This is a genomic window from Polyangium jinanense (assembly GCF_028435265.1).
Lineage (GTDB): Bacteria > Myxococcota_A > Polyangia > Polyangiales > Polyangiaceae > Polyangium > Polyangium jinanense.
Genome location: NZ_JAGTJK010000035.1, coordinates 57,482 through 81,575, shown reverse-complemented (window position 1 = coordinate 81,575; position 24,094 = coordinate 57,482). Strand labels below are relative to the sequence as shown.

The 24,094-nt window shown below is 69.6% G+C and carries 21 protein-coding genes; 11 read left to right on the top strand and 10 right to left on the bottom strand.

What is annotated here, in order from left to right:
- The first annotated feature begins 149 nt into the window (after positions 1-149).
- A complete protein-coding gene (locus tag KEG38_RS38865) occupies positions 150-473 on the top strand; it encodes a hypothetical protein (protein ID WP_272425500.1) in 324 nt (107 codons plus the stop codon).
- 11 nt (positions 474-484) lie between these two features.
- On the opposite strand, the gene KEG38_RS38860 is transcribed toward KEG38_RS38865, so the two are convergent.
- The 6 genes from KEG38_RS38860 to KEG38_RS38835 form a co-directional block, all read right to left on the bottom strand.
- Positions 485-1,663: a choice-of-anchor L domain-containing protein gene (locus KEG38_RS38860; RefSeq protein ID WP_272425499.1), complete on the bottom strand. Its 1,179-nt coding sequence runs from the start codon at positions 1,661-1,663 to the stop codon at positions 485-487.
- Between the two features lie 11 nt (positions 1,664-1,674).
- Positions 1,675-2,829 (bottom strand): choice-of-anchor L domain-containing protein, encoded by a 1,155-nt coding sequence (locus KEG38_RS38855; RefSeq protein ID WP_272425498.1) that lies wholly within the window; start codon positions 2,827-2,829, stop codon positions 1,675-1,677.
- Between the two features lie 69 nt (positions 2,830-2,898).
- Positions 2,899-3,663, bottom strand: a complete 765-nt coding sequence (locus KEG38_RS38850; protein ID WP_272425497.1) for an outer membrane protein assembly factor BamD — start codon at positions 3,661-3,663, stop codon at positions 2,899-2,901.
- A complete protein-coding gene (locus KEG38_RS38845; RefSeq protein ID WP_272425496.1) occupies positions 3,660-4,286 on the bottom strand; it encodes an RNA polymerase sigma factor in 627 nt (208 codons plus the stop codon). Before KEG38_RS38845 ends, KEG38_RS38850 begins: the two co-directional genes overlap by 4 nt.
- A gap of 69 nt (positions 4,287-4,355) precedes the next feature.
- The gene (locus KEG38_RS38840; protein ID WP_272425495.1) at positions 4,356-5,396 is read right to left on the bottom strand and encodes a hypothetical protein; all 1,041 of its coding nucleotides are present in this window, start codon (positions 5,394-5,396) and stop codon (positions 4,356-4,358) included.
- Positions 5,377-6,540, bottom strand: a complete 1,164-nt coding sequence (locus tag KEG38_RS38835; RefSeq protein WP_272425494.1) for a hypothetical protein — start codon at positions 6,538-6,540, stop codon at positions 5,377-5,379. Before KEG38_RS38835 ends, KEG38_RS38840 begins: the two co-directional genes overlap by 20 nt.
- 113 nt (positions 6,541-6,653) lie before the next feature.
- Between KEG38_RS38835 and KEG38_RS38830 the strand changes: the two genes are divergently transcribed.
- Positions 6,654-8,252 carry a PAS domain-containing protein gene (locus KEG38_RS38830; RefSeq protein WP_272425493.1) on the top strand — a complete coding sequence of 533 codons (1,599 nt, stop codon included), beginning with the start codon at positions 6,654-6,656 and terminating at the stop codon, positions 8,250-8,252.
- A gap of 1 nt (position 8,253) precedes the next feature.
- Here KEG38_RS38830 and KEG38_RS38825 read toward each other — a convergent pair whose 3' ends face one another.
- Positions 8,254-9,441 (bottom strand): HEAT repeat domain-containing protein, encoded by a 1,188-nt coding sequence (locus KEG38_RS38825; protein WP_272425492.1) that lies wholly within the window; start codon positions 9,439-9,441, stop codon positions 8,254-8,256.
- A gap of 125 nt (positions 9,442-9,566) precedes the next feature.
- On the opposite strand from KEG38_RS38825, the gene KEG38_RS38820 reads away from it, so the two are divergent.
- Positions 9,567-11,114, top strand: a complete 1,548-nt coding sequence (locus KEG38_RS38820) for an alkaline phosphatase D family protein (RefSeq protein WP_272425491.1) — start codon at positions 9,567-9,569, stop codon at positions 11,112-11,114.
- Here KEG38_RS38820 and KEG38_RS38815 read toward each other — a convergent pair.
- Positions 11,075-12,007, bottom strand: a complete 933-nt coding sequence (locus tag KEG38_RS38815; RefSeq protein WP_272425490.1) for a LysR family transcriptional regulator — start codon at positions 12,005-12,007, stop codon at positions 11,075-11,077. The genes KEG38_RS38820 and KEG38_RS38815 overlap by 40 nt on opposite strands.
- 128 nt (positions 12,008-12,135) lie before the next feature.
- Between KEG38_RS38815 and KEG38_RS38810 the strand changes: the two genes are divergently transcribed.
- The 6 genes from KEG38_RS38810 (at position 12,136) to KEG38_RS38785 (ending at position 21,359) form a co-directional block, all read left to right on the top strand.
- Positions 12,136-15,306 (top strand): efflux RND transporter permease subunit, encoded by a 3,171-nt coding sequence (locus tag KEG38_RS38810; protein ID WP_272425489.1) that lies wholly within the window; start codon positions 12,136-12,138, stop codon positions 15,304-15,306.
- On the top strand, positions 15,303-16,574 hold the full coding sequence (locus KEG38_RS38805; RefSeq protein WP_272425488.1) for an efflux RND transporter periplasmic adaptor subunit: 1,272 nt from the start codon (positions 15,303-15,305) through the stop codon (positions 16,572-16,574). Before KEG38_RS38810 ends, KEG38_RS38805 begins: the two co-directional genes overlap by 4 nt.
- Before the next feature lie 888 nt (positions 16,575-17,462).
- Entirely contained in the window at positions 17,463-17,846 is a 384-nt protein-coding gene (locus tag KEG38_RS38800; protein WP_272425487.1) for a ribosome-binding factor A, read from the top strand.
- Positions 17,843-18,970 carry an RtcB family protein gene (locus KEG38_RS38795; protein WP_272425486.1) on the top strand — a complete coding sequence of 376 codons (1,128 nt, stop codon included), beginning with the start codon at positions 17,843-17,845 and terminating at the stop codon, positions 18,968-18,970. The genes KEG38_RS38800 and KEG38_RS38795 overlap by 4 nt, the downstream gene beginning before the upstream one ends.
- 423 nt (positions 18,971-19,393) lie before the next feature.
- Positions 19,394-19,801 (top strand): hypothetical protein, encoded by a 408-nt coding sequence (locus KEG38_RS38790; protein WP_272425485.1) that lies wholly within the window; start codon positions 19,394-19,396, stop codon positions 19,799-19,801.
- Positions 19,802-20,243: 442 nt separating this feature from the next.
- Positions 20,244-21,359: a multiheme c-type cytochrome gene (locus tag KEG38_RS38785; RefSeq protein WP_272425484.1), complete on the top strand. Its 1,116-nt coding sequence runs from the start codon at positions 20,244-20,246 to the stop codon at positions 21,357-21,359.
- A gap of 75 nt (positions 21,360-21,434) precedes the next feature.
- On the opposite strand, the gene KEG38_RS38780 is transcribed toward KEG38_RS38785, so the two are convergent.
- A complete protein-coding gene (locus tag KEG38_RS38780; RefSeq protein ID WP_272425483.1) occupies positions 21,435-22,037 on the bottom strand; it encodes an RNA 2'-phosphotransferase in 603 nt (200 codons plus the stop codon).
- 75 nt (positions 22,038-22,112) lie between these two features.
- Here KEG38_RS38780 and KEG38_RS38775 point away from each other — a divergent pair, with 75 nt between their 5' ends.
- Both KEG38_RS38775 and KEG38_RS38770 read left to right on the top strand, forming a co-directional pair.
- Complete coding sequence (locus tag KEG38_RS38775; RefSeq protein WP_272425482.1) at positions 22,113-22,979, top strand: LysR family transcriptional regulator; 867 nt, start codon at positions 22,113-22,115, stop codon at positions 22,977-22,979.
- 38 nt (positions 22,980-23,017) lie between these two features.
- Entirely contained in the window at positions 23,018-23,584 is a 567-nt protein-coding gene (locus KEG38_RS38770; protein WP_272425481.1) for a hypothetical protein, read from the top strand.
- Between the two features lie 6 nt (positions 23,585-23,590).
- Here the strand turns inward: KEG38_RS38770 and KEG38_RS38765 are convergent, their stop codons facing one another.
- A complete protein-coding gene (locus KEG38_RS38765; protein ID WP_272425480.1) occupies positions 23,591-23,986 on the bottom strand; it encodes a VOC family protein in 396 nt (131 codons plus the stop codon).
- Positions 23,987-24,094: the final 108 nt, after the last annotated feature.

Below are 24,094 nucleotides of genomic sequence, written 5' to 3'. Positions count from 1 at the left end.
TCGACGTACGGCTCCGAGGGGACGCGGCGCGGGCGCGGGCGCCGCGTATCGCGGGGTGTCGATGCCCCGGGCATATGGGTTGCAGCGGGCGGCACCGAGGTCCGGACGCGAAGAGTTCGCGCCGCGGATTTCGATACGAGGAGGCATCCATGAACAAGGGTCGTAACGTCGGAATGGTTCTCGGAATGGCGATTCTGGTGGTGGCTTCCGTGGCGTCGGCGGGGACGCCGGGCGGGCTGTTCGGCCATCAAAAGGCGGGGCGCGGCGGACAGGTCGCGACGAAGATCGCTCGCACCGTCCAGGAGCCGCGCGGATTCCAGCAGCCGCGTGGATTCCAGGAGCCGCGCGGATTCCAGGGCGACGTCGAGCTCGAGGCGGACATCGCGTCGCAGGCGCTCGAGATCGAGGCGGATGTCGAGCTCGAGGGCGAGGGGGAGGTCGAGCTCGAGCTGGATCTCGATATCCAGGAGTAGGCGGAGGCGGATCAGGGAGGCACGGGCCTGTAGGTCTCCACGACCGGCGCGCCCGTGCTTATCCATCGGAAATGGTCGATGAGCGTGACGCTGTCGAGGATGGCGTCGCCGGAGTCGTAGACGGCGAAACGAACGGTGAAGGTCTTGCCGCCCTGCATCGGCGCGGTGGTGGTGAGCCAGCCCGTGGCGCCGGTCCCCTGCCCTGTGTCGTATCCCGTGCCCGCGAGCGCGCTCGCGCCGAGGCTGCAAGGATATACCTTGCCGCCCGCGGTGCAGGGCGGACCGTCCTGGCAGGTGCAGACCTCCAGAAAAACGTTGTTCACGCTGATGACGTTGCCCTGGCCGTCGAAGGAGATGTTGTCGTCGGTTTGACCGGGCGGCGTCGGCGAGAGCAGCGCGACGAAGGCGTCGTTGAAGGTGCTGCAAACAAAGGACGGGAATTCGGCCGTGTAATAGTTGAATGCAAACGCGAAGCCGACGGTGCCGATGGGCGCGCGTAATGTCACCTCCAGGGCCACGCCGTCATAGGGCTGGCCGGTGAGGACTCCGGGGCACGCAGGCGAGGGCTTGGGAAACCCGGTCGGTGCCGCGTGCTGGTAGCCCTTGGCATATCCGCCGAACGGCGCCTGGTAGCCCGTCTCCCCGGGGCGACGCGCGGCGCCGCTGGAGAGCGCGAGCATTCGTTTTCCAGCGCGCGGGAGCACGTTCGGGCCAAAGCCGTCGTAAAGGCCGTGGCCGAGCGCATATTGCATGTCGTATCCCGAGGGAATGGAGGTGCCGTCGGGGAGCACCCAGCGGGCCTCCAGCAAGCCCGCGCCGTCCGGGCCCTCGGCGAGCGTGCACAGCTCGATCGCCCGCGCGGCCTGGAAAGGATCCGCGTCATCGAGCGCGAGGTCGTCGTCGCACGGCGAGGTTCCGGGATTGCCGCCGTTCCCGCCCCCGCCGATGCCCGCATCGGGAACATCGCCGCCGCCCTCCCCGCCGGTGCCGCTCCCGCCGCCGCCGATGCCGGTCGTGGAACTCGTGGTCACGGAATCGCTGCTACTGCTGCTGGCAGGATCCCCCGGATCCGGGCCGCCGCCCGCTCCCCCGCTGCCGCTTCCGCCGCCGAGCGACACGAATTTGCCGCAAGCGACGAGAAGGACGGCGAGCGTCGGCAGGAGGGAGAGCGGGGCGGTTCGGGTGCGCATGCGCGAGAGGATCACTCCATCGGGCGGAACGTGCCTACGACGCTGTTCGGCTGCGTGGTCCAGCGGAAGTGATCGACGAGGGTGGCGCTGTCCAGGATCGCGTCGCCGTTGTCGTAGGTGGTGAAGCGCAAGGTGAACACGTCGCCGCCGTTGATGGGCGCGGTGGTGGTGAGCCAGCCGGTGGCGCCGTTGTTCTCGTACCCGGTGCCCGCGAGCTGCGCCGCGCCGAGCGCGCAGGTGGGCTGGTTGCAGACGTCGAGGAAGACGTTGTTCACGCTGATGATGTTGCCCAGGCTGTCGAAGGAGATGTTGCCGTCGCTCTGCCCCACGGGCGTCGGCGAGAGCAAGGCGACGAAGGCGTCATTGAAGGTCGTGCAGGTCCAGGTCGGGAACTCGGCCGTGTAGTAGTTGATGTCGAAGGCAAAGCCGAGCGCGCTGTTCGGCGCGCGGAGCGTGACTTCGAGGGCGACGCCGTCGTAGGGCTGGCCCGAGATGACCCCGGGGCAGGCCGGCGAGGGCTTGGGGAAGCCGTCCGGCGCGGCGTGCGTGTACCCCTTGGCGAAGCCGCCGCTCGGACCCGTGTAGCCGGGATCGTTCGGGCGGCGGGCGGCGCCGTTGGAGAGGCCGAGGATGCGGTCGCCTTTGCGCGGGGGCACGTTGGGGCCGAAGCTGTCGTAGATGCCGTGGCCGAGGGCGTAGTTCGCCTCGTAGCCCGCCGGGATGGCCGAGCCGTCGGGGAGCGTCCACTTGGCCTCGATGAGGCCCCAGGAGTTGGGGCCATCCGCGGTCTTGCAGATCTCGATCGCCTTGGCCGCGTTGTACGGATCCGCGTCGTCGAGGGTGAGGTTGTCGTCGCATTTCGGGGGGCCGAAATCGTCGACCGGCACGCCACCAGAGCCACCGGTACCGGGGCCCGAGCCGCCTGTCTCGCCTGTACCGCCTGTACCGCCTGTCCCCCCCGTGTCACCCGTGCCGCCTGTGGCGCCGCTGCCGCCGGTGCCCGGGGTGCCGCTGCTGCTGCTCGAGGTGTCGGGATCGGGGGCCGCGCCGGTGCCGCCGTCGCCGTCGTCGCCGCCGCCCGCGGAGACGGTGCCGCCGCAGGCAGCGAGCGCGAGCAGGGACGCAAGCGAGAGCGACAAGGTGGAAAGCGCCAATCGATTGTGCATGGGGGTCTCCTACGCCAGGTTGGTCAAGAGAGGGCCGACGCTACCGATGGCCGGCGAGGTCCGAATCGATCACGGAATCGACGGGCCCCCGGCGAGAGGGCGAAGTCGTTCGGCGTACGGGCTCTGGGGGTGGGCTTCGAGGAAGCGGCGGGCGCGGTCGGCGGCGGAGGCGTCGCCCGCGCGGGAGAGCGCTTCGATGCGGAGGACCTCGGCTTCGAGCGCGAGGTGGCCGCGAGGGAAACGCGCGGCATAGTCGTCGAGCGCGACGAGGGCGCGGGCGCCATCCCCGGACGCGAGCGCCTCACGCGCGACCCGGAGGGCCCGGAGCTCCGCGGCGAGGCGCGCGGCACGGTCGGTCGACGTGCTCGGCGCGGGCGCCGCGGGGGCGCGTTTTCCCCTGGGCGAAGGGGATGGCTCGGCGGGAGCGGTCTCGGGGGTCGGGGGTTCTGCCTCGGCGATCGTCTCGGCTTCCGGAGGCTTTTCGGCGGGGGATTCTGCGGCGACCGGGAAGGGCCGCGCCTGCAAAGCCTGTGCGAATCGATTCGCCCCGACGGGGACCTCGCCCCCGCCTTCCGTCGCCGCCACCGCGATTCCGATTCCGATGGCGGTCGCGCCGATCGTGATGGCGAGCCATTTTGCGAGCGCGCCCTGGAACATGCCCTTCGTCGTCCCGGCCGAGCCTGCTTTCGCCGCGGCGATCGCTCCGAGCCCTGCGGCGGCGCCGATCAGCGCGGCTTTCCGCTCGCGGGCGCGCTTTTCGTCGAGCGTGCGGGCCGAGCGCAAGAGCTCGGCCCCCAGGTCGTCTCCGTCGACGAGTCGCTCGGGATCCGTCATCGAATGCTCCGTTTCTTGCGCGCTTGGACCCGCGAGAGCTCTGCCTGGAAGAGCTCGCGGCCGCGGCGCAGGCGGGAAGCCGCCGTGCCGAGCGGGATCCCGAGCAGGCTCGCGATCTCCGGGACCCTCATCTCTTCGAGCTCGAACAGGACGAAGACCGCGCGCACGTCGAGCGGCAGCGTCTCCAGCACCTCGTCCAGCATCGCCCGGGCGCGCCGCTGCGCGAGCAGCTCCTCGGCGTCGGGCCCGGTGTCTGGCGGCTCGAGCGGGAGCTCCGTGGCTCCGTCCTCCGAGAGCGAGACCTCGCTCCGCCGCCGCATGGCCCTTCGCACCTGCATGGCCACGCGCATCGCCGTCCCGAACAGGAACGCCCGCTCGCTGCCGGCGGCGATCTCGTCGAGCCTCCGGCTCAGCACGATGAAGACCTGCTGCGCGGCGTCGTCGGCGTCGGCGTCTGGCACGCCGAGGCGGCGCACCGAGCGCCAGACGAACTCGAAATGCTCATCGCGAATCGCCCGGAAGCGCGCGGCGGCCGCTCCCTCGACCGGCACGACCGAGAGCGGCGACGACAGGGACCAATCGGCCCCCTCGCCACCGTCCTGCGTCGTGCCCACGGTCGTCATCTCTCCCCCGATGTCCCGCTTGCCGCGTTTCGATCACGAAAACGACTCACGCCCGGCCCGTGGTCTCGTTCACCAGAACACCCACCCCACGCCGATCGCCCCGAAGCCCCCGAGAGCGGGCGTCGCGTGGAGGATGCGCCGGGGGTCCTCGAAGCCGAAGAGCTCGCGGATGAGCGGCACGACGAGCCCGGCCTCGGCTTCGAGCGCGAGGGACGGCAGGGGCCGCGCCTGGAGCCGGCCCGAGGCGGTCAAGGCGAGCCAGGGTCGGGTCGCCTCCTGGGGGTTGACGACGGAGAGGCCCTGGCCCTGGAGTGCGCCGAGGTCGAGGCCGGCGCAGGGGCGCGCGGTGATGGGTCCAACGATCCAGGCGAACGGGCACCCGGAGAGGCGGGCGGCGAGCCAGCGGAAGCGGGCGGCGCCGCCGTCGGTCTCGGTGGTGGGGCTCTGGGCGACGGCCAGGCCGAGGCGGAAGGCTGGCGCGAGGCCTGCGTGGCCCCAGGAAGCCCGCTCGGCGAAGAGGACGAGGCCCCAGGCGGGATCGGGGGCGAGGGCGCTCCAGACGGCCCCCTGGGCGCCGACTTGGACGTGGTGCGCGGGCCGCGGAGGCGGAGGCGGAGGCGGAGGCGGCGGCGGTGGCGGTGGCGGTGGCGGCGGCGGCGGCGGCGGCGGTGGCGGCGGCGGCGGTGGCGGCGGCGGTGGCGGCGGCGGCGGCGGCGGGTCCAGCGGCTGGTTCAGCCCTCCCTCGATCGCCAGCGCCGTCACCAGGGAAAGCGCCCCCATCACCTCCTCGCAGCTCTCGCCCGACACCGCCCGCAGCGAGCTTTCCCCTTCCGGCACCTCGATCCGGAGCTCCCCGCGCAGCTTCCCTCCGTTCTCCTCGAACAGGCTCGCCGTCAGCGTCCGCGCGACCTCCCCGTCCTTGGCCACGCGCAGATCCGGCACCTCCGCCCGCACGGCCGCCAGAAACTCCTCGGCGCCGGGGCAATGCGCCGGGGCGGTGTAGACGATCCGGACCGGGGCGAGGTCGCCCTGGGAGGGCCGCGCCACGAGGAGCAGGGCGGCGAGGGCCCCGGCTCGCGCGAGCCTTCGGTCAGGACGCGTGCCGCTCATCGCCGAGGGCCGGCTCTTGCAAGTACCGCGTCTCCGGGTTCTCGCGACGCCAGATGACGGTGTCCATGAAGTAGTGGTGGATGTTCACGAACGCGTAGAGCGCCGCGAAATACGGCGTGGGCCCGAGGTCCTCGAGCGTCGCCCGGCCGCGCGGCGCGAGCGCCTCGTCGAGCGCCGTGGGCGCGCCGTGGAACAGGAGCCAGCCGAGCCCGATGGCGCTCACCGCGAGGATCCCGATCCGCGTCCGCGCCGAGCGCTCGAACCAGGGCGGGCCCTCGCGCTCCCGCGCCTCGTTTCCCTTCATCAGCCAGACGAAGTACAGGTATTGCACCGAGTGCAACGCCGGAATGACGTACCGCACGAGCGGATCGCTGCTGGAGTAGATCGACCACGACCAGATGCTGCAAAGCAGCGCGGTGAGCGGGGTCAGAATCGGCAGGCGGCCCTCGCGCCGCCACTTCTGGACGAGGACCCACGCGAGCGGGAGCAGCGTCGATAAAAACACCACGTGCGTGAGGTGTTCGAGCCAGGCCGGATGCGCGAGGGTCGTGTAGACGACGCCCTTTTCCTCGACCTCGCGGCCCGGATCGGTGGGGCTCGCCCAGGCGTAGGCCCAGCCGGAAAAGCAGTGCGCGAGGACCGCGAAGCGCTCGCGCGGGGCGAAACGGACCCCGCGCCGCGCCGCGAGCACGGTGAAGACGCCGAACCCTTGCTTCACGTAGTGCCAGCCCACCAGGAGAAACATCAGCCGGATGAGCAGGCTCAACGTGAACGCGGACTTCGTCGCGAGCCCCACGAGAGCCACGCCGCCGAGGATCAGCGGGACCCCGAAGCCCGCGACGAGGTATCGAACGCGCTGCGCCCCGCGAAAGGCGCCGCCGAACGCGCGGGCCTTCACGTCCTTGTAAAACAGGAGGTACGTGACCGCGAAGTGCGGGTCGTTGATGACGAACGCCGCGTGGAACATGAGGAAGCCGACCGCATATTCCGCGGGATCGAGCTCGAACGCGCGTCGAAGCAGAAACGAAAGAGGAAACAGGAGCGGTGTCACGCCTCCCACGAGGAAAAACTCGACCAGGCCCGAAGAACCGCGGGCGCGCGACGGTTCGAGAGGTCGCGACGGGGCCATGGGCACGCTGGTCATGGAGGTGACGCTATCATCCCTTTCGCCCGCACGGAGCCCGTAGAAACGGCCCGCTTGGCAGTTGACGGGCCCGGGGGAGTTTGGTTGCCTCCTCCTCTGGAGCGCCATTCACCATGAGCGATCGCACGGAAAGCGCGTACCTCACGTTCCTCGCGAGCCAGGAGCGCGAGCTCTGCGCCGCGATCTCGAGGGACGTCGCCGCAGAGATCCCGTTCCTCGGGAAGGCCGGTGCGGCCGAGGCCACAACGTGGGTCGAAGGGGTCGTGGCAGGCGTGATCCGCGTGCTCGCCGGCGAGGCGGAGACCGGGGAGCTCGTGGCCCATTTCGTGGACCTCGCGGGGCGGGGCGCCGCGGCCGAGGAGGTTGTCCGCGCGGTCACCGTCTGCCGGCGGCATGGCCTGCGCGTCTCGCTCCGCGCCCTGCCCGAGGTGTCGGGCGCGGCCGAGGGCACCTTGCGCCTCTCGGCCTGCTTCGACGCGGCCGCCGAGGGAATCGGCCGACACTACGCCAAGGTCGCCGAGGCGCGCTGTCGCGACGGCGCGGCGCGCTTTCGCAGCCTGGTCAGCGCGATCGGCAATGTCATCGTGATCGTCGACGAGGACGGTCGCATTTCCGACTGGAATGGCGAAGCCGAGCGCGTTTATGGTTGCCCCCGCGAGGAGGCGCTCGGCAAGGATTATTTCGAGACGTTCCTGCCGCCCGAGGTCCACGCGGCCATCCGGGCCGACATGCGCAAGGTGCTCGCGGGCGAACCCTCGCGGAGCTACGAGAACCCGGTCCTCTCGCGCGACGGCGCGATCCGGATCATCGAATGGAACGTCGATCGCGTGGTCGACGGCGAGGGCCGCCCCGTGGCCATCGTCGGGAGCGGCTACGACGTCACCGAGCATCGGCAGATCCGCGACAGGCTCGAACGGAGCCGGGCCGAGGTCCAGGCCATTCTCGACAACGCGCCCATCGTGGTCTTCGTCAAGGACCTCGAGGGCCGCTTCACCTTCGTGAACCGCCAGTTCGACGAGCTCTTCAACTTCGATCGCGGGTGGGCCGTCGGCAAGTTCGACGCGGATTTCCTCCCGCCCGAGGCCGTGAAGCAGAATCGCGACAACGACCTGGAGGCCCTCGCGGCGGGGCGCCCGCTGAGCAGCGAGGAGACCATCCCGGGCAAGGACGGCATCCACATCTACATGGTCTCGAAGTTCCCGATCTTCGACGAGGGCGGGGTTCCGTACGCGGTCTGCGGGATCGCCCTCGACATCACCACGCACAAGCGCGCCGAGGAGGAGCGAGCCGAGCTCGCCCAGAAGATCATCGACGCGCAACACGCGGCGCTGCGGGCGCTGTCGACGCCGCTCTTGCCGATCGCGAGCGGGGTCGTGCTCATGCCGCTCGTCGGGGCGATCGACGCGGGGCGCGCCGCGCTCGTGCTGGAGACGTTGCTCGACGGCGTGGGCACGCATCGGGCCGAGGTTGCGATCCTCGACATCACGGGCCTCAAGGACATCGACGCCGAGGTCGCGAGTGGCCTCGTGCAGGCGGCGCAGGCGGCGGCGCTGCTCGGCGCGGAGGTCGTGCTCACGGGCGTGCGGCCGGCGGCGGCGCGCGCGCTCATCGAGCTCGGCGTCGACATGCGCGGGATCAAGACGCTGAGCAGCTTGCAGCAGGGCGTGACGCACGCGATCATGCGATCCCGCGGCCGCGCCCTCTCCCGCTGAATCAACCACGCGGCGAGGCGAGCCACTTCCTCCAGGCCGCATCGTCGCGCCCGCCGAAATCCTTTCCGCTCACCTTCTTCAGGATCTTGTACGCGAAATCGTGGTTGTTCGGCTGCTCGAGCTCGAGCAGCGCGATCAGCGTGGGGCCGGCCTCCTTGATCACCTGCGCGTAGAGCTTCGCGCCGTCCGGCCGATCGACGAGGCCAAAGGTCACGGCGGCGGCCTTGTTGCGGTCGCTCATCGTGGGGCCGTTCAGATTCTTCAGCACCGGCGTCAGCGGCACGGCCACGTCGTGGTGGAACATGGCCACGTTCACGAGCACGCGCGTCGCGTTGTTGCGGACGAGCGCATCCGGATCGTCGAGCAGCGGCAGCATCAGGCCGACGAGCTTCTTGCCGTCCTTGATGTGGGCGAGCAGGAACGCCGCGGCGGCGCGATCCTTCGGATCCTTGTCCTCCTTCAGGATCTTGATGAGTTTGTCCTCGTTCGGCGGCACGTCCTTCACGAACTTCTCGCCATAGGGTGCGAGCTTTTCGTGCACGTACCCGCCCATGCAGTGGAATGCAGGGCACGCGACGCGCTCGGGGCCGATTTGTTTCTCGCGCATCATGCGGAAGAACGTGGACTCGTATTCCTTCCACGCCGCGAGCAGGCCCGCCGGATCCTCGAAATCGCCCTTGGGCTCGGGGCCGAACGTGAGGCGCTTCTTCATGTCCTTGCGCTCGACCACGTCCACCGTCACGTAGCCCTGCGGCACGTCGCCCATGTTGTAATAGGTGACCGGCGAGAGCTGGACCCAGCCGATGTCCTTGTGCTCGGCGAGGATGCCGTCGACCATCTCCTTCTCGAGCTTCTTCGTGAGCGCTTCGTCCTCGGTGTCGAACCAGCGCTGGAAAGTCTCGCCGAATCGTGTCCGCACCCAGGCGCCGTCGAACTTCTTCGTGCCGTAGACGTCGACGCCCTTGAGCACGGGCGCGGGCGCCGGAGGCGGCGCCGGCGGCGCGGGGGCGGCAGCCGAGGCCGTGGGCGCTGCAGTTACCGGCAGGGCCGGCGCGGGCGTCGCCGCGGGCGGCGGAGGCGGCGTCGCGGCGGCGACGTCCGGGGCCGGGGAACCGCCACACGCCGCGAGGGCAAGCAAGGCGAGGAGCACGAGGGGCGACGTGCGTCGGGAGAAAGTCAGGTTCGGCATGGGAGCCAAGCATGGGAGAGGGGCGCGGAAATGCACGTATCCCGAGGCCGCGGCGGGCGACGGGAACATGCTGCCCGGAACGCGGGGAGATGGTAGACTCCTCCGTCAGGGGAGGGCTTGCTCCTATGGATTCACCGCTTCCGATTACGGGCTCCTATGTCACCACGTTCGGCACGCTGCGGCTCGAAGCACGCGGCGACAAGGTGACGGGCAAATACACCCACGAGGACGGCTCCGTCACGGGCACACTCACGGGAAATACGATCCGCGGCACGTGGGTGCAGAAAGGCAATGCGAGCGAGGGGACGTTCGTGTTCGAATTCGATCGCGGCGCCAATGGATTCCGCGGCACCTGGGAGGGCGGCGGCAACGGTCCCTGGAACGGCGTGCGGCTCGAGCTCGCGCCCGCGGATCGCGGAGGTTTTCCCGGAGGCTGGAACAGCCTCGCCGAGGGCCCGCTCCTCGCCGGCCCGATGATCGGCGAGGTCTCCACGCAGAGCGCGTACATCTGGACGCAGGCCCGCTGCACCTCTCCCGTCACGCTCGTGGTCGCGACGGAGGGCAGCGAGGTTCGTCGTATCGTCAAGACGCCCACGTGGAACGAATGGCTCTGCCAGGTCTTCCACGTCGAGGACCTACGCCCCGGCGTCCCCTACACGTACTGGCTCGAAAGCACGCACGGAAAGACGCCGGCGCGTCCCCTCCCCCTCGCCCCTGCCCCCGACGCGCGCGCCGTGCGCATCGCATTCGGCTCGTGCCTCTGCTTCTACCACCATCCCGAGCTCCCCATCCTCGACGCCATCGAGCGCGACGCGCCGGCCTGTCTCGCGATGATCGGGGACAACACCTATTATTACCAGTTCGACTGGCAGAGCGAGCACACCATGATGCTCGCCCAGCTCCGCGCCCGCAACAATCCCTCGTTCCGGCGCCTCGTCTCGGCCTTGCCGACCGTCGGCGTCTGGGACGACCACGATTTCGGCCCCAACGACGCCGACAATCGTTTCTCCGGCAAGGACATGGCGCTGCGCACGTTCCGCCGCTCCTGGGCGAATGCCCGCTGGGGCACGAATGCCACCGCCGGCGTCTTCTCCTCGGTTCGAATGGGCCCGGCCGAGCTCTTCCTCCTCGACAGCCGCTGGTATCGCAATCAGCCCGCGCACACCCTGCTCGGCGAGGCGCAGCTCGTCTGGCTCGTCGAATCCCTCGAAAGGAGCACGGCGCCCGTCAAGATCATCGCCTCGCCGACGCAGGTCCTCGCCGACGCCGCCGTCGCGAAGGGCTGGGAATGCTTCCGCCGCGACGCGCCCCAGGAGCTCGAAGGATTGCTCGGCGAGATCGAGGCGCGCGACATCCGCGGCGTGGTCTTCGTGAGCGGCGATCTGCACATGGCGAACCTCTTCCACCAGGAAGGCCGCGATCTGCACGGCCGCCGCGGCCCCGAATGGTGGGAGCTCACCACGAGCCCGCTCGCCAATGACCCGTGGATGGAGGCGATCGCCGGCAAGGATCGATACCTCGTCGCCGAGGTCGTCGATCGCAACAATTACGGCCTTATCGACATCGACCTTGATCGCAAGGGCAAGGAGGTCTTGCTCGTCTGCAAGGACGAACAAGGCCGCGTCCTCTTCGATCAGCCGATCGCGCTCCCCACGCTCGCCGTCCGCCGTTGATCGGCCTTCTTCTTTTTCACGAACGTGCTTCGTACGAAGCCGATGAACTCCCGCAAGGCCGGGGCCGTGTCGTCGGCGCGCCATACGATGTACAGCGTCGCGCGCGGCGCGCCCACGATGGGCCGGATGGCGAGGCCTTTGCGGCCGGCGCGACGGATCGATCCGGGCATGATCGCGAGGCCGAACCCCGCGGCGACGAGGCTCACGATGTCGTCGAGCTGCGGAGCCTCCTGCACGATCCGCGGCGTGAAGCTCGCGTCGCGGCAAAACGCCATGATCTGATCAAAAAACGCCGGGCTGCGTTGCCGGGGGAAAATGACGAACGGCTCGTGCGCGAGCATCCCGAGCGGGATACGTTTGTGCTCGGCGAGCCGGTGCCCGGCCGGTAACACGGCAACCAGCGGATCCCGCGCCACGCACGCGAAGGAGAGCGACGCATCGTCGACCCGGCCACGCAGGAGGCCCACGTCGATCGTGCCTTCCTTGAGCGCGTCGATCTGCGCCTGCGGCGACATCTCGCGCAGGGCGATCTCGACCTTCGGGAATCGCTCGTGGAAGGCGCGCAAGAGATCGGTGATCCCGCTGTATGCGAGCGACGAGATGTAGCTCACGGCGACCCGCCCGATCTCGCCGACGCTCGCGCGGCGAGCCTCGTGGACGGCCAGGTCGAGCGCTTCGAGCAGGCCGCGAATACGGCCGAGGAACACCACGCCGGCGGGCGTGAGCTCCACGCGCCGCCGCGCGCGGTCGAACAGTTCGAACCCGAGCTCCGCTTCGAGCTCCTGGATCTGCCGGCTCAGCGGGGGCTGCGTCATACGCAGCCTCCGCGCTGCGCGGCCGAAGTGTTTCTCCTCGGCGACGGTCAAGAAGTAGCGCAGGTGGCGCAGTTCCATACCTGCAGGGTATCAGACGATGCCCCGGAATGCATTGGACCGTGGCGACCGGCCCCAGGAAGCTTCCTGTGCCCTCGGCTCGTCCCGTTTTTCCGGGCCTGACCTTCGAGGGCCGCAGGGAGTGGCACATGTGGCTCGTCGTCACTGCGCTCAAGCGCCCATACACCTTCATCGTGATGTCGATGCTCATCGTCCTCACGGGGGTGTTCACCATCCTCCGGATGCCGACCGACATCTTTCCGGAGATCGACATCCCGGTGATCTCCGTGATCTTCAACTACGGCGGTTTGCCGCCGGAGGAGATGGAGAAGCGGGTCGTCAACAACTACGAGCGTTTCCTCACCACCATCGTCAACGACATCGAGCACGTCGAGAGCCAATCGCTCACGGGCATCGCCATCGTAAAAGTTTACCTCCAGCCCGGCGCGAGCGTCGAAGCCGCGACGGCGCAGATCACCGCGGCCTCGCAGGTCGCGATTCGCCAGATGCCGCCGGGCATGACGCCGCCGCTCGTCATCCGCTACAGCGCCTCCAACGTGCCGATCATGCAGGCCGCGCTGGAGAGCGAATCGCTGAGCGAGCAGCAGCTCTTCGACTACGGCGTGAACTTCATCCGCGCCGACATCGCGACCATCAAGGGCGTGCAGATCCCCTGGCCCTACGGCGGCAAGCAGCGCCAGATCATGGTCGACATCGATCCGGCGCGCCTCTACGCGTGGGGCCTGTCGCCGCGTGACGTGAACGCGGCCATCGGCCTGCAGAACGTCATCCTGCCGGCCGGCTCGGCCAAGATGGGGGAAAACGAGTACCCCGTCATCATGAACTCGAGCCCCGCCGCGCTCGAGGAGCTCGGCAACCTGCCGCTCAAGACCGTCGACGGCAAGACCATCTACGTTCGGGACGTCGCGAACATCCGCGACGGCAACGCGCCGCAGCAGAGCATGGTGCACGTCGGCGGCCAGCGCAGCGTGCTCATGACCATGCTGAAGGGCGGCAACGCGAGCACGCTCGACGTCGCCTCGCGCATCCGCGACATGCTGCCGGGGACGATGGAGAAGCTGCCCAAGGACCTCCGGGCGACGCTCCTCTTCGATCAGTCCCTCTTCGTGCGCGCGGCCGTCGAGGGCGTCGTGCACGAGGCGCTCATCGCCGCGGTCCTCACGGCGCTCATGATCCTGCTCTTCCTCGGGAGCTGGCGAAGCACGCTCATCGTCGTCGTCTCGATCCCGCTCTCGATCCTGGTCTCGATCATCATCCTGAACGCCCTCGGCCACACGCTGAACACGATGACGCTCGGCGGCATGGCCCTCGCCGTCGGCATCCTCGTCGACGACGCCACGGTCGCGATCGAGAACATCCACCGGAACCTCGGCCAGAGGAAGACGTTCATCCGCGCGATCGTCGACGGCGCCCAGGAGATCGCGGTCCCCGCGCTCGTCTCCACACTGTGCATCTGCATCGTGTTCGTGCCGGTCGCGTTCATCACGGGCGCGGCGAAGTCGCTCTTCATCCCGCTCGCGCTGGCCGTCGTGTTCGCGATGCTCATGTCGTACGTCCTCTCCCGGACGCTCGTGCCCACGCTCGTCCGGCTCCTTTTGGCGCGCGAGTCCGAGGAACACGCATCTGGCCATCACGAGGCGCCGAAGAGCGTGTTCGGCCGCATCTTCGTGCGGTTCAACCACGCCTTCGATCGGCTGCGGACGTCCTACGGAAAGCTCCTCGCGTGGACGCTCGCGCACCGCGTCGCGTTCGTGGGCGGCTTCCTCGCCTTCGTCGCCGCGTCCGTCTCGCTCTTCCCGCTCCTCGGACGCGACTTCTTCCCGCGCGTCGACGCGGGCCTCATCAAGCTCCACGTCCGCGGCGCGCCGGGCACGCGACTCGAGGAGAGCGAACATCGCTTCGCGCGCATCGAGGACACGATCCGCGAGGTGATCCCCCCGCGCGAGATCGAGACGATGATCGACAACATGGGCATCCCGGCGAGCGGCATCAACCTCTCGCTGAGCGAGGGCGCCCTCATCTCCTCGGCCGACGGGCAGATCCTGATCGCGCTGAAGAAGGGCCACGCGCCGACCGAGACGTACGTCCAGAAGCTCCGCGAAAAACTCAACGCGAGCTACCCCGACACGACCTTCTTCTTCCTCCCGCCCGACATCACGACGCAGGTCCTGAACTTCGGCCTGCCCGCCCCCATCAACGTCCGCGTCGTGGGACCGATCGGCAAGGAAGAGGAGACGTACGGCGTCGCGGAGACCCTCGCCGCGCGCATGAAGCAGATCCCCGGCGCGGTCGACGTCCACCTCGCGCAGGTCATGCGCCGGCCGCAGCTCCGCATCGAGGTCGACCGCACGATGGCCGACCAGATGGGCCTTACGCAACGTGACGTCGCCAGCGACATCCTGGTCTCGCTCTCGTCGAGCGGGCAGGTCTCGCCGAGCTACTGGCTCGACAAACGCGGCGTGCAGTACCTCGTCGCCGTGCAGACGCCCCAGTACGCGGTGGGCTCGGTCGACGCCCTCAACGCGACCCCGCTCTCGACGGGCGATGGGCGGCCTCAGCTCCTCTCGAACGTCGCGCAGGTCCAGCGCGACACCGGGCCCGTGAACGTCACGCACTACAACGTGGCGCGGACCTACGACGTCCAGGCGAACGTCGAAGGCACCGACCTCGGCTCCGTCGCGAGCGCCGTCTCGAAGCTCGTCGACGGCATGCAGAGCGGGCTGCCGCGCGGCACGAAGGTGACCGTGACGGGGCAGGTCGAGAGCATGGACTCCTCGTTCCGGGGCCTCGGCTACGGCCTCTTGTTCGCGATCGTGCTCGTGTACCTGCTCATGGTCGTGAACTTCCAGTCGTGGCTCGATCCCTTCGTCATCCTGATGGCCCTGCCCGGCGCCATCGCGGGGATCGCGTGGATGCTCTTCCTCACGCGCACCACGCTGAGCGTGCCCGCGCTCATGGGGTCGATCATGTGCGTCGGCGTGGCCACGGCGAACTCGATCCTCGTCGTCACGTTCGCCAACGATCAACGAAAGCTCGGCCGCGACGCGACGGCCGCAGCCCTGGCCGCGGGCATGACGCGCCTGCGCCCGGTGCTCATGACCGCGCTCGCCATGATCATCGGCATGCTCCCCATGTCGACGGGTCTCGGCGAGGGCGGCGAGCAAAACGCGCCTCTCGGCCGCGCGGTCATCGGCGGCCTCCTCCTCGCGACAGTGACCACGCTCTTCTTCGTGCCGGTGATGTACAGCATCCTCCGCAAGAAGGCGCCCATGACGGATCCGCTGACGGAGTCGCTATGAGCCCCAACGAGTCCCCTTCCATCCCCGAGTCGCAGTCCACCCCGAAAGCCGACGACCTCGGCTTCGACCTGCCGCAGCCCGCGGCGCTCTCCCGGACGCAGGTGGTCGCCGCATGCACGGCGCTCGTCCTCGTGCTCGGGGGCGTCTTCGCCGTGACCTACTTGCCCCGCCGGAGCGCCCGCGCGGCGCTCGAGGCGGGCGTGAAGGCGGCCGAGACCACGGCGCCACGCGTCGAGGTTCTCACGCCGAAGGTCACGTCGAGTGATCGCTCGCTCGTGCTGCCGGGCAGCATCCGGCCGCTCGAGGAGACGGTCGTCTACCCGCGCGTGAGCGGCTACGTCCGCAAGTGGAACGTCGACATCGGCGACAAGGTCACGGAGGGGCAGGTCCTCGCCGAGATCGACACGCCCGAGCTCGATCGCGAGCTCATGCAGGCGAACGCCGAGCTCACGCAGGCCAAGGCCGCGCTGGTCCGGGCCGAGGCGAGCCGCGATCTGTCGAAGTCGAACCTCGCGCGGTACGAAAAGCTCGTGCCCGCGGGCGTGGCCTCGCAGGAGGACCTCGAGCAGCGGCAGGGGCAGGCGCGCGTCGACGCGGCGAGCGTGACGGTGGCGCAAGCGTCCATCACGGCCGCGTCGGCGAACATCCAGCGCACCCGTGATCTGAAGGCGTTCGCAAAGATCGTCGCGCCGTTCGCGGGCACGATCGTCTCCCGCTCGGTCGAGCGTGGGGCGCTCGTCTCGGCGGGCAACGGCACGCCGCTCTTCCGGATCGCCGCGACGGATCCCGTGCGGGTCTTCGTCGGCGTCCCGCAGGACATCGCGCCGGGCGTGAAGGTCGACGCGAAGGCCAAGGTCACGGTGCGTGAGTTCGCGGGGCAGAACTTCGAGGGCACGGTGGCGCGCACGTCGGGCGCGCTCGACGCGGCCACGCGCACGATGAACACCGAGGTGCGCGTGCCGAACCCCGACAACAAGCTCCTTTCGGGCATGTATGCCGAGGTCTCGCTCACCTTGCCCTTGCCGCACCGCGTGCTCGAGGTGCCTGCGACCGCGCTCTACAACGACGCGAAGGGCCTTCGCGTGGCGGTCGTGGACGCGGAGAACAAGATCCGCTTCGCGCCCATCACGGTCGAGCGCGACACGGGCGCGACGATCCTCATCTCGACCGGCCTCGACGGCAGCGAGCGCGTCGTGAAGCTTGCAAACGTGCAACTCGTCGAGGGGACGAAGGTCGAAATTTTGCTCCCCACGCCCCCTCAGAAGTAGCGAACTGCCCGCTCAGCGGCCGCCGCCACCGCCGGGCGAACCCCCCGTCTGCCCTCCCGAAGTCGATCCCCCGGTCCCCGGAGTCGATCCCCCGGTCCTACCGGTCGATCCCCCGGTCCCCGAAGTCGATCCCCCGGTCCCCGGAGCTGATCCCCCGGTCCCGGGAGCCGATCCCCCCGCCCCGCCCGTCGATCCCCCGGTCCCGGGAGTTGATCCCCCGGTCCTACCGGTTGATCCCCCTGGGGGATTGTGTTCCCGGACCCGGGGATTGGGTGCCTGGGCTCGGGGGCTGTGTGCCTGGGCTCGGGGGTTGTGTGCCCGTCTGCGGAGGTGTCGTACCCGGTCCGGGAGGCGCCCCGGGCAAGCCCTCCGGTGGACAAGCCAACCCCTCGCCCGTGCCCTGCTCCACGCCGGGCGGACAGACGTACGGCGTCCGCGTCCCGGGCATCTGGCCGCGTTGTGTTCCTTGGTTATCGTCCCGGTCCTGCCCCTGCCCTGCGGAGCCGTTCTGGCCCGCGCCGCCGGGTTGTTCCGGACAACTGCCGGCTCCGTTTTGCGCGTAGGCCGCGCCGACCCATCCCATCCAGATGCCGAGCGCAGCCGCTCCGCGTTTCCACCCACGAGCCATGACGTGCCTCCGTCGTTATCGGGCGGCGACCCCGCCGCCCCCCGCGTTTCGTCCCGCGTGCAAGGCGCGAGCCGCTTGCAATTCGCCAGGCCATCGGGCATTCTCATCGACCCGAAGGAGGCCCGTCATGCGACCGATTGCGACGATGAGCCTCGCCCCGACGTCTCCCTGACGCCGGCGAGGCTCCTACCCCGGACCGAACGAAGCGCGCCGCGAGGACACGCGGCAGGCACGGGTTCGTCACGCAGTCGGAGCATGGAATGACGAGAGATCGTTCGCGGGGCCGCGCTGGCTCCGCTCGGGATGCAGATTCGTTTTTCGGAACGGCGGAGGACCGGAAGGTCGAGCGCAAAGAGCGCCAGCTCTGCCGGCAGGTGCAAGAAGCGGTGAGCGAAGCGCTCGCCGGACTGGAGGACGACGTCCTCCTCGAGGTGTGGGTGGCCGACGTGGAGCCCGCACCCGACGCAGGAAGGCTCGCGGTGCTCGTGCAGGCGCCGCGGGGCACGTCGCCCGAGGAAGTGGCGGCGCGGCTCGAAAAAGTGGCCGGGTATCTGCGCGCGGAGGTGGCGAGCGCGATCACGCGGAAGCGCGTGCCGACATTGATTTTCCGCGTATTGCCACCCGAGACGGGAGGAGAATCGTGACCGCGCACGTCGCGACGTTCCTCCCCGACGGAACGAGCGCCGAGCTTCGTGCGGCGCTCGCGCGGCTCGCGCGAACCGAGGATGTCGTGCACGTCGCGGTGATGCCGGACGCGCACGTCGCCGAGGAGGTCTGCGTGGGCACGGTGACAGCCACGACGCGGCGGATCCTGCCCGCCGCGGTCGGGGGCGACATCGGCTGCGGAATGGTGGCCGTGCGTCTCCAGGCAGGCGCCGATCTGCTCGCCGATCGCGAGCAGGCGGCGCGGCTGCTCGCGGGGTTTTACCAGCACATTCCGCACGTCCTGCACTCTGCCGCCGCGGCGCCGGAGCTGCCGGACGAGCTGCGGGAGGCGCCAATCGGCGACGGTGCGTTCGAAGCGATGAAGCGGCGCGAGGGCCGGATGGAGTTCGGCACGCTCGGCCGGGGAAACCATTTCCTGGAGGTGCAACGCGACGACGAAGAATCGTTGTGGCTGCTCGTGCATTCGGGCTCCCGCGCGATGGGGCCGGCCATCCGGCACCATTTCGAGGGCCGCGCGGAGCGTGATCCCTCGGGGCTCGCGTTCCTCGAAGCGGACAGCGAGGCCGGGCGGGCCTATCTCGACGCCGCGGGATGGGCCGCGCGATATGCGCAGGCGAGCCGGGCGCGCATGCTCGACGCGGCAATCGAGCTCTTCGGCGAGCTCTTCGGCGCCGTTGCCGATTCAAGCTCACGCCTGGAAATCGACCACAACCACGTACGACGCGAATCCCACGGCGGGCGCGAGCTCTGGGTGCACCGCAAAGGCGCCATGGGGCTCCCGGCAGGCGAACCCGGCGTGGTGCCCGGCTCGATGGGCAGCGAGAGCTTTCACGTCGAAGGCCGCGGCCACCCCGAGGCGCTCGATTCCTCGGCGCACGGGGCCGGCCGCGCATACTCGCGAGCCGAAGCGCGCAAGCGCATCGGGCAGCGGCAGCTCCTCCGCGAAGCCGAGGGCGTGTGGTTCGACCACCGCATCGCCGATCGGCTGCGCGAGGAGGCGCCGAGCGCATACAAGGACATCGGCGCAGTGATGCGCGCGCAGCGAGAGCTCGTGCGCATCGTGCGGCGGCTCCGGCCGGTGCTCGTGTACAAGGCGGCGTGAGCCTCACGTCTCATCGCGAGGCGTCGCGCCGGGGCGCTGCCCCGGACCCCGCGGGGGCTGTTCGCCCCTCGACCCGAACCAGGGCAAGCCCTGGACTCGGGGTGGAAGAACTGCGCGATGCGCAGTTCTTCCAACGGGCCAGTGGCAAGACCAGGAAGGTGCGTTGCACGCTGGCGACGGGGCACGTTGCCTGTTGAAGCCTCAGCGCCGCGATCTTGATGGGCAGGGTCGTCGTTGGTCTTGAGCTGGCCTGTTCGATGAACTGCGCGATGCGCAGTTCATCGACCCCGGGTCCAGCGCTTGCGCTGGTCCAGGTCCAGGGGCGGATAGCCCCGGTGGGGCCTGGGGCAAAGCCCCAGCGCGGCGCCTCCCAGATGAGACCAATGCTCAGGGCTGGGGGTGAGGCTAGACTTGCCCCCCGCCATGTCCGAGCCCACGTGGAAAAAGCTCGTCGAGCAGCTCAAGCGGAAAGGCCACGAGAGCCCATACCTCGACCGCCTGCGGGATCGCGTGCCGACCCACCTCGGCGGCAACGATCTCGCCGCCGAGATCCTTCGCGAGATGGCCTCCTCGCTCGGCCGCTCGGAGGACAAGATCAATGCTGCCCTGCTCGAACTCGAAGTCCTCGGGCTCGCCATCGACGAGCTCGTGGCCGCTGGGGCCGAGCGCAACCAGGTCGAGATTCGCGTCCGCGTCGCCGCCTTCAACGAGGGGTGCGCGCGGGCCGAGCTGGCCCTCTGGGAGCTTCGCGTTCACCGCGAGGCGCTCGGCTTCTTGCGGAATGACGACCTCGCCACCCTGTATCCGATCCCGCCGCGTCGTCGCGCCTGAGCTGGGGCTTTGCCCCAGACCCCACGGGGGCTGTCCGCCCCTCGACCCGGACCAGCGCAAGCGCTGGACCCGGGGTCGATGAACTGCGCATCGCGCAGTTCATCGAACAGGCCGAGGCAAGATTGGCGACGACCTTGCCAGTCAAGACGGCAGCGCCGGGCATTTGAACCGGCACCGGTGTCCCCGTCGCCAGCCTGAAACGGACCTCCACAGTCTTGCCACCGGCCCGTTGGAAGAACTGCGCATCGCGCAGTTCTTCCACCCTCGGTCCAGGCCGTGCCTGGTCCGGGTCGAGGGGCGGACAGCTCCCGCGGGGTCCGGGGCAGCGCCCCGGCGCGACGGCTTCCGACGAGACCGAATGGTTCCCGCAGCGCGGGAAAGGTGATACGTCACGAGACGGCCCTGGCCGTTCGTTCCTATGCTGCTGCGCCCTTCCCTGTTGATGTCCTTTTGCCTCCTCGCTGGGTGCATCCGCGAGGACGTCCTCACGGATGGGCAAGTGACATCGGTGCCGGCGCCTCTGGCCATCGCCTCGTCCGAGCCTGCTCCGGCGGACGTCGCCCCCGCGGCGAGCGTCCCCATGCCTCGCGCTTATCGCAAGCGGCTCGATGCGGCCGTCGCGCTCAATGCGACGTGCGTCGCGTGCCATGCCGACGAGGCCAGGCAATGGCAGGGCTCGCACCACCAGCAATCGAACCTCAATCCGGCGTATCGCACGGCGTTCGCGATCGAGCCCTCGCCCTTCTGCCGCGGCTGCCACGCGCCGGAGGGGGATCCCCGGATCGAGCCGCCCAAGGCCGTGAGCGAGCTCGGCGTCGGCTGCGTGACCTGCCACGTCACTGAAGAAGGCTTTGTCCTTGCCGCGGCCTCTTCCGGCGACGACGCCACCCGCGCGCCGCACCCTTTGCGCCGCTCGACTGCCTTCAGCCAAACGGGCGGCTGCTCCGGTTGCCACGAATTTCGTTTCCCGATGGGCTTTGGCAATGACGACGGCCAGTTCATGCAGACAACGGCGCGCGAGCACCTGCGCTCGCCTGCGGCTGGGAAGGCTTGCGCCGAGTGCCACATGCCGCTCGTCGGGGGCCGCCGCTCGCACGCCTTCGCTGAGGTCCGGGATCCCGCCTGGTTACGGAAGAACCTGAAGGCCACGGCCGAACGCGCCGAGGAGAACAGCCTCCGCATCACGCTCGTCCAGCCCGCGCCGGGGCATGATTTCCCCACGGGCGACCTCTTCCGCCGCCTCGAAGTCGGCTGCGAGCTCAAAGACGAGCGCGGGACCGTCCTTCGCCGCGAGGTCCGCCACCTCGCGCGCCATTTCCAGATCATCCCCGGACAACCCGGCCGGCACCTCGCCGCCGACGACCGCGTGGGCCGGGATCCGAAGGTCGTCGACCTCGACATCACGCCTCCCTCCGGGGCGCCGCAGCGCGGGACGCTCTCCTGGTGGGTGCGTTATCAGCGTGTGGCCACGGTCGGGACCGGGACGAACCCGGCCGATGCGAAGGTCGAGTCCGAGGTTTTGCTTCATTCGGGGGACATTCCGTGGGGCACGAAATAACCGCTTTTTCCCACGCTGCTCTGTTATGAGCCCAGAAACCCTCGTCGGCTCATGATCACGCAGAACGGCAAGTGATCACGATCGGCGAAAGCCAAACCGCGCTCGAACCGACGCCTCGGCCTGCTTCGCCGCGCGCGTCGTGCAGACGAGGTCCACGATGCACGACGAAGGGACGTGGCGCACGAGCACGACGCCGTTTTGCGCCTCCCACACGCCCTGCCCTGCGCCCTGCAATCGCTCGACCGAGATCTCCAGCATGACCGGGGTCGCCGAGCGCTTGCCGACCTTGCTCTCGAGGGTCGGGGCCAGGTGCACGTGGGTGCGCTTCTGCGGATAGAGGCCTTCCCGCGCGATCGGGGCCGTCGCCTCGACCGTGGTCCCGTGCCAGAGGCTGCCGCCGGCCATGTATGGCTGCCATGACGCCTCCAGGGCCTCGAGCGTGACGGGCATGTTCTCGGTCGAATGGCCCTGGCAGGCGCGCACGCGGTCGCCTTCGAGCGTCAGGCGGCTCTTGTTGTTCGTCGCGACCACCTCTTCGAGGGCCGCGCGGCTGATACGGAGGTAACGCAGCACCTCGGGCACGGGCACCCAGCCGGCCGCATCCATCGATACGCCGGCCTCGCGCGCCCCGTGGCGGAGGAGCCAAGAGAGGGTCTTGCTAAGCTCTACGGTGTTCATGAGGCCCGAGCGTAGCGAACCGAGCCATCGGCGGAAGTCGTCTTTTCGGATGAGCTATCATCCTGACGGATAGTCATGCTGGAGACCTCCTGGCTCTACGCCTTCGCCGCCTTCGCCGAACACAAGAACTTCACGCACGCCGCCCGCGCCCTCGGCCTCTCGCAACCCGCGTTGCATGCACAGGTGCAGAAGCTCGCGGAGGTCGTCGGCACGCCGCTCTACCGCCGCGTCGGCCGCGCCCTCGTGCTCACGGACGGCGGCGAGCGGGTCGCGGCGTATGCGCGGAGGACGCTTGCGCAGCAGGTCGAGTTCGTCGAGGGCCTGCGCGTGGGGAGGCCGCGCGCGCGCGTGGTGCTTTCCGCGGGCGAAGGGGCGTACCTCTACCTCATCGGCGAGGCCGTGCAGCGCTCGGTGCGTGATGCGCGCACGCCGCTCTCGCTGCTCGTGCGGGACGCGGCGGGCACGCTCGCGGCCGTGCGCACGGGTGAGGCGCACGTGGGCGTGCTCCCGCTGGAAACGCGGCCGCCGCGGATCGTGGTGGAGCCGCTCGCCGTCGTCGGGCAGATGCTCGTGGTGCCCGAGAGCCACCCGCTCGCTTCCAAGGAGCGCGTGGAGCTCACCGATCTCGAAGGCGCCGCGCTCGTCGTGCCGCCCGAGGGCCAGCCGCAACGCGTGATGCTCGAGGAGTCGCTCCGCGCCGCGGGCGTGCGCTGGGACGTGGCCGTCGAGGTGCGCGGCTGGCCGCTCACGTTGCGGCTTGCGCGGCTCGGCGCCGGGCTCGCGATCGTCAACGATTTCTGCCGCCTGCCGTCCGGCCTCGTGGGTCGCCCGATCGCTGGGTTGCCCAGCCAAACCTACGCCGCGATCCGCCTCGCCGACGCGCCGCTCGAAGGCGGCACCGAGCGTGTCTGGCGGCGCTTGCTCTCCGCGGCGCGACGTTGATCACGCGGCCCCGATCGAGCGATACTCGCGCGCTCCCGATGCCTTGCGCCGAACCGCTCTTCCGTGCCGCCTTCCTCGCGACGATGCTCGGCGCGCTCGCGGGCTGCGCGAAGCCGCCGGAGACCGTGTATTTCGTGGCCGTGGGCGCGCGGGACGAGGTGCCCAAGGCCCGCGGCGCATGCCGCATCGCCGAGGCCCGGCCGAGCGCGCCGGTCCATTTCGATCCCGCGGGCCAGACCTACGAGGCCGTCGATCCCGGCCGCGTGCGGATCCCCTGTGAGCAAGGCGTCGTCGTGCTCGACGTGCGCCGCCCGAGCCGCGTCCGCGTCGACACGACCCAGGCCGCCAAGCGCGGCGATTTGCTCGTCATGGAGCTCCAGGCCTTCGACGACGCGGGAGCGCGCCTCTCGCTCGGACGCGCGCCCGTTGCGTGGTCGTTCACGGGCGCGCTTGGTCCGCGCCGTCCGCCTGCGTGTACGGGCGCGGAGACGGCGTGCGCGCCGGAAAATGCCGGGTATGCGGTGGCCTTCGACGAGGGCGAGGGTCAGGTCCTCGCGCGGTTCGGCGGGCTCTCGTCGCGGATCGTGGTGACGGTCTTGCCTTGAGGGCGGTTATGCCTCGGGCGGCGTCATCCACTGGACGAACTGCACGAGGATCCCGTTCGGGTCCGTGACCTGGAAAAACCGCTCGCCCCACGGCTCGGTCTGGAGCGGCGTCGTGATGGACACGCCCTCTTCGCGCAGCCGCGCCTCCTCGGCGTCCACGTCGGCCACGACGAACGCGAGGAGCAAGCCGCCGGCGTGCGCGTGCTTCAGCGTCTCCGGCTGCAGCGAGGAGAGCCCTTGGCGCAGGAAGATGAGGTTGTACCCGACGTCCTTGCGGGCCATCGACACGAAGCCGTCGGCCGCCATCGCCGGGGCAAACCCCATGTGCCGCACGAAGAAATCGCGTGAAGCCTCGACATCCTTGACGTTGAGCGAAATTGCCGACGCGGTGGTTGCTTGCATGCGTGTGTTCCTCGATCCTCGGGAAGGCCCCTGGTGAAGGTGGACATCAACTGTGTACAATGTACAGTGTACGTAGTACGTAGTTTTCGTCAAGGGGCTGGAGACCGA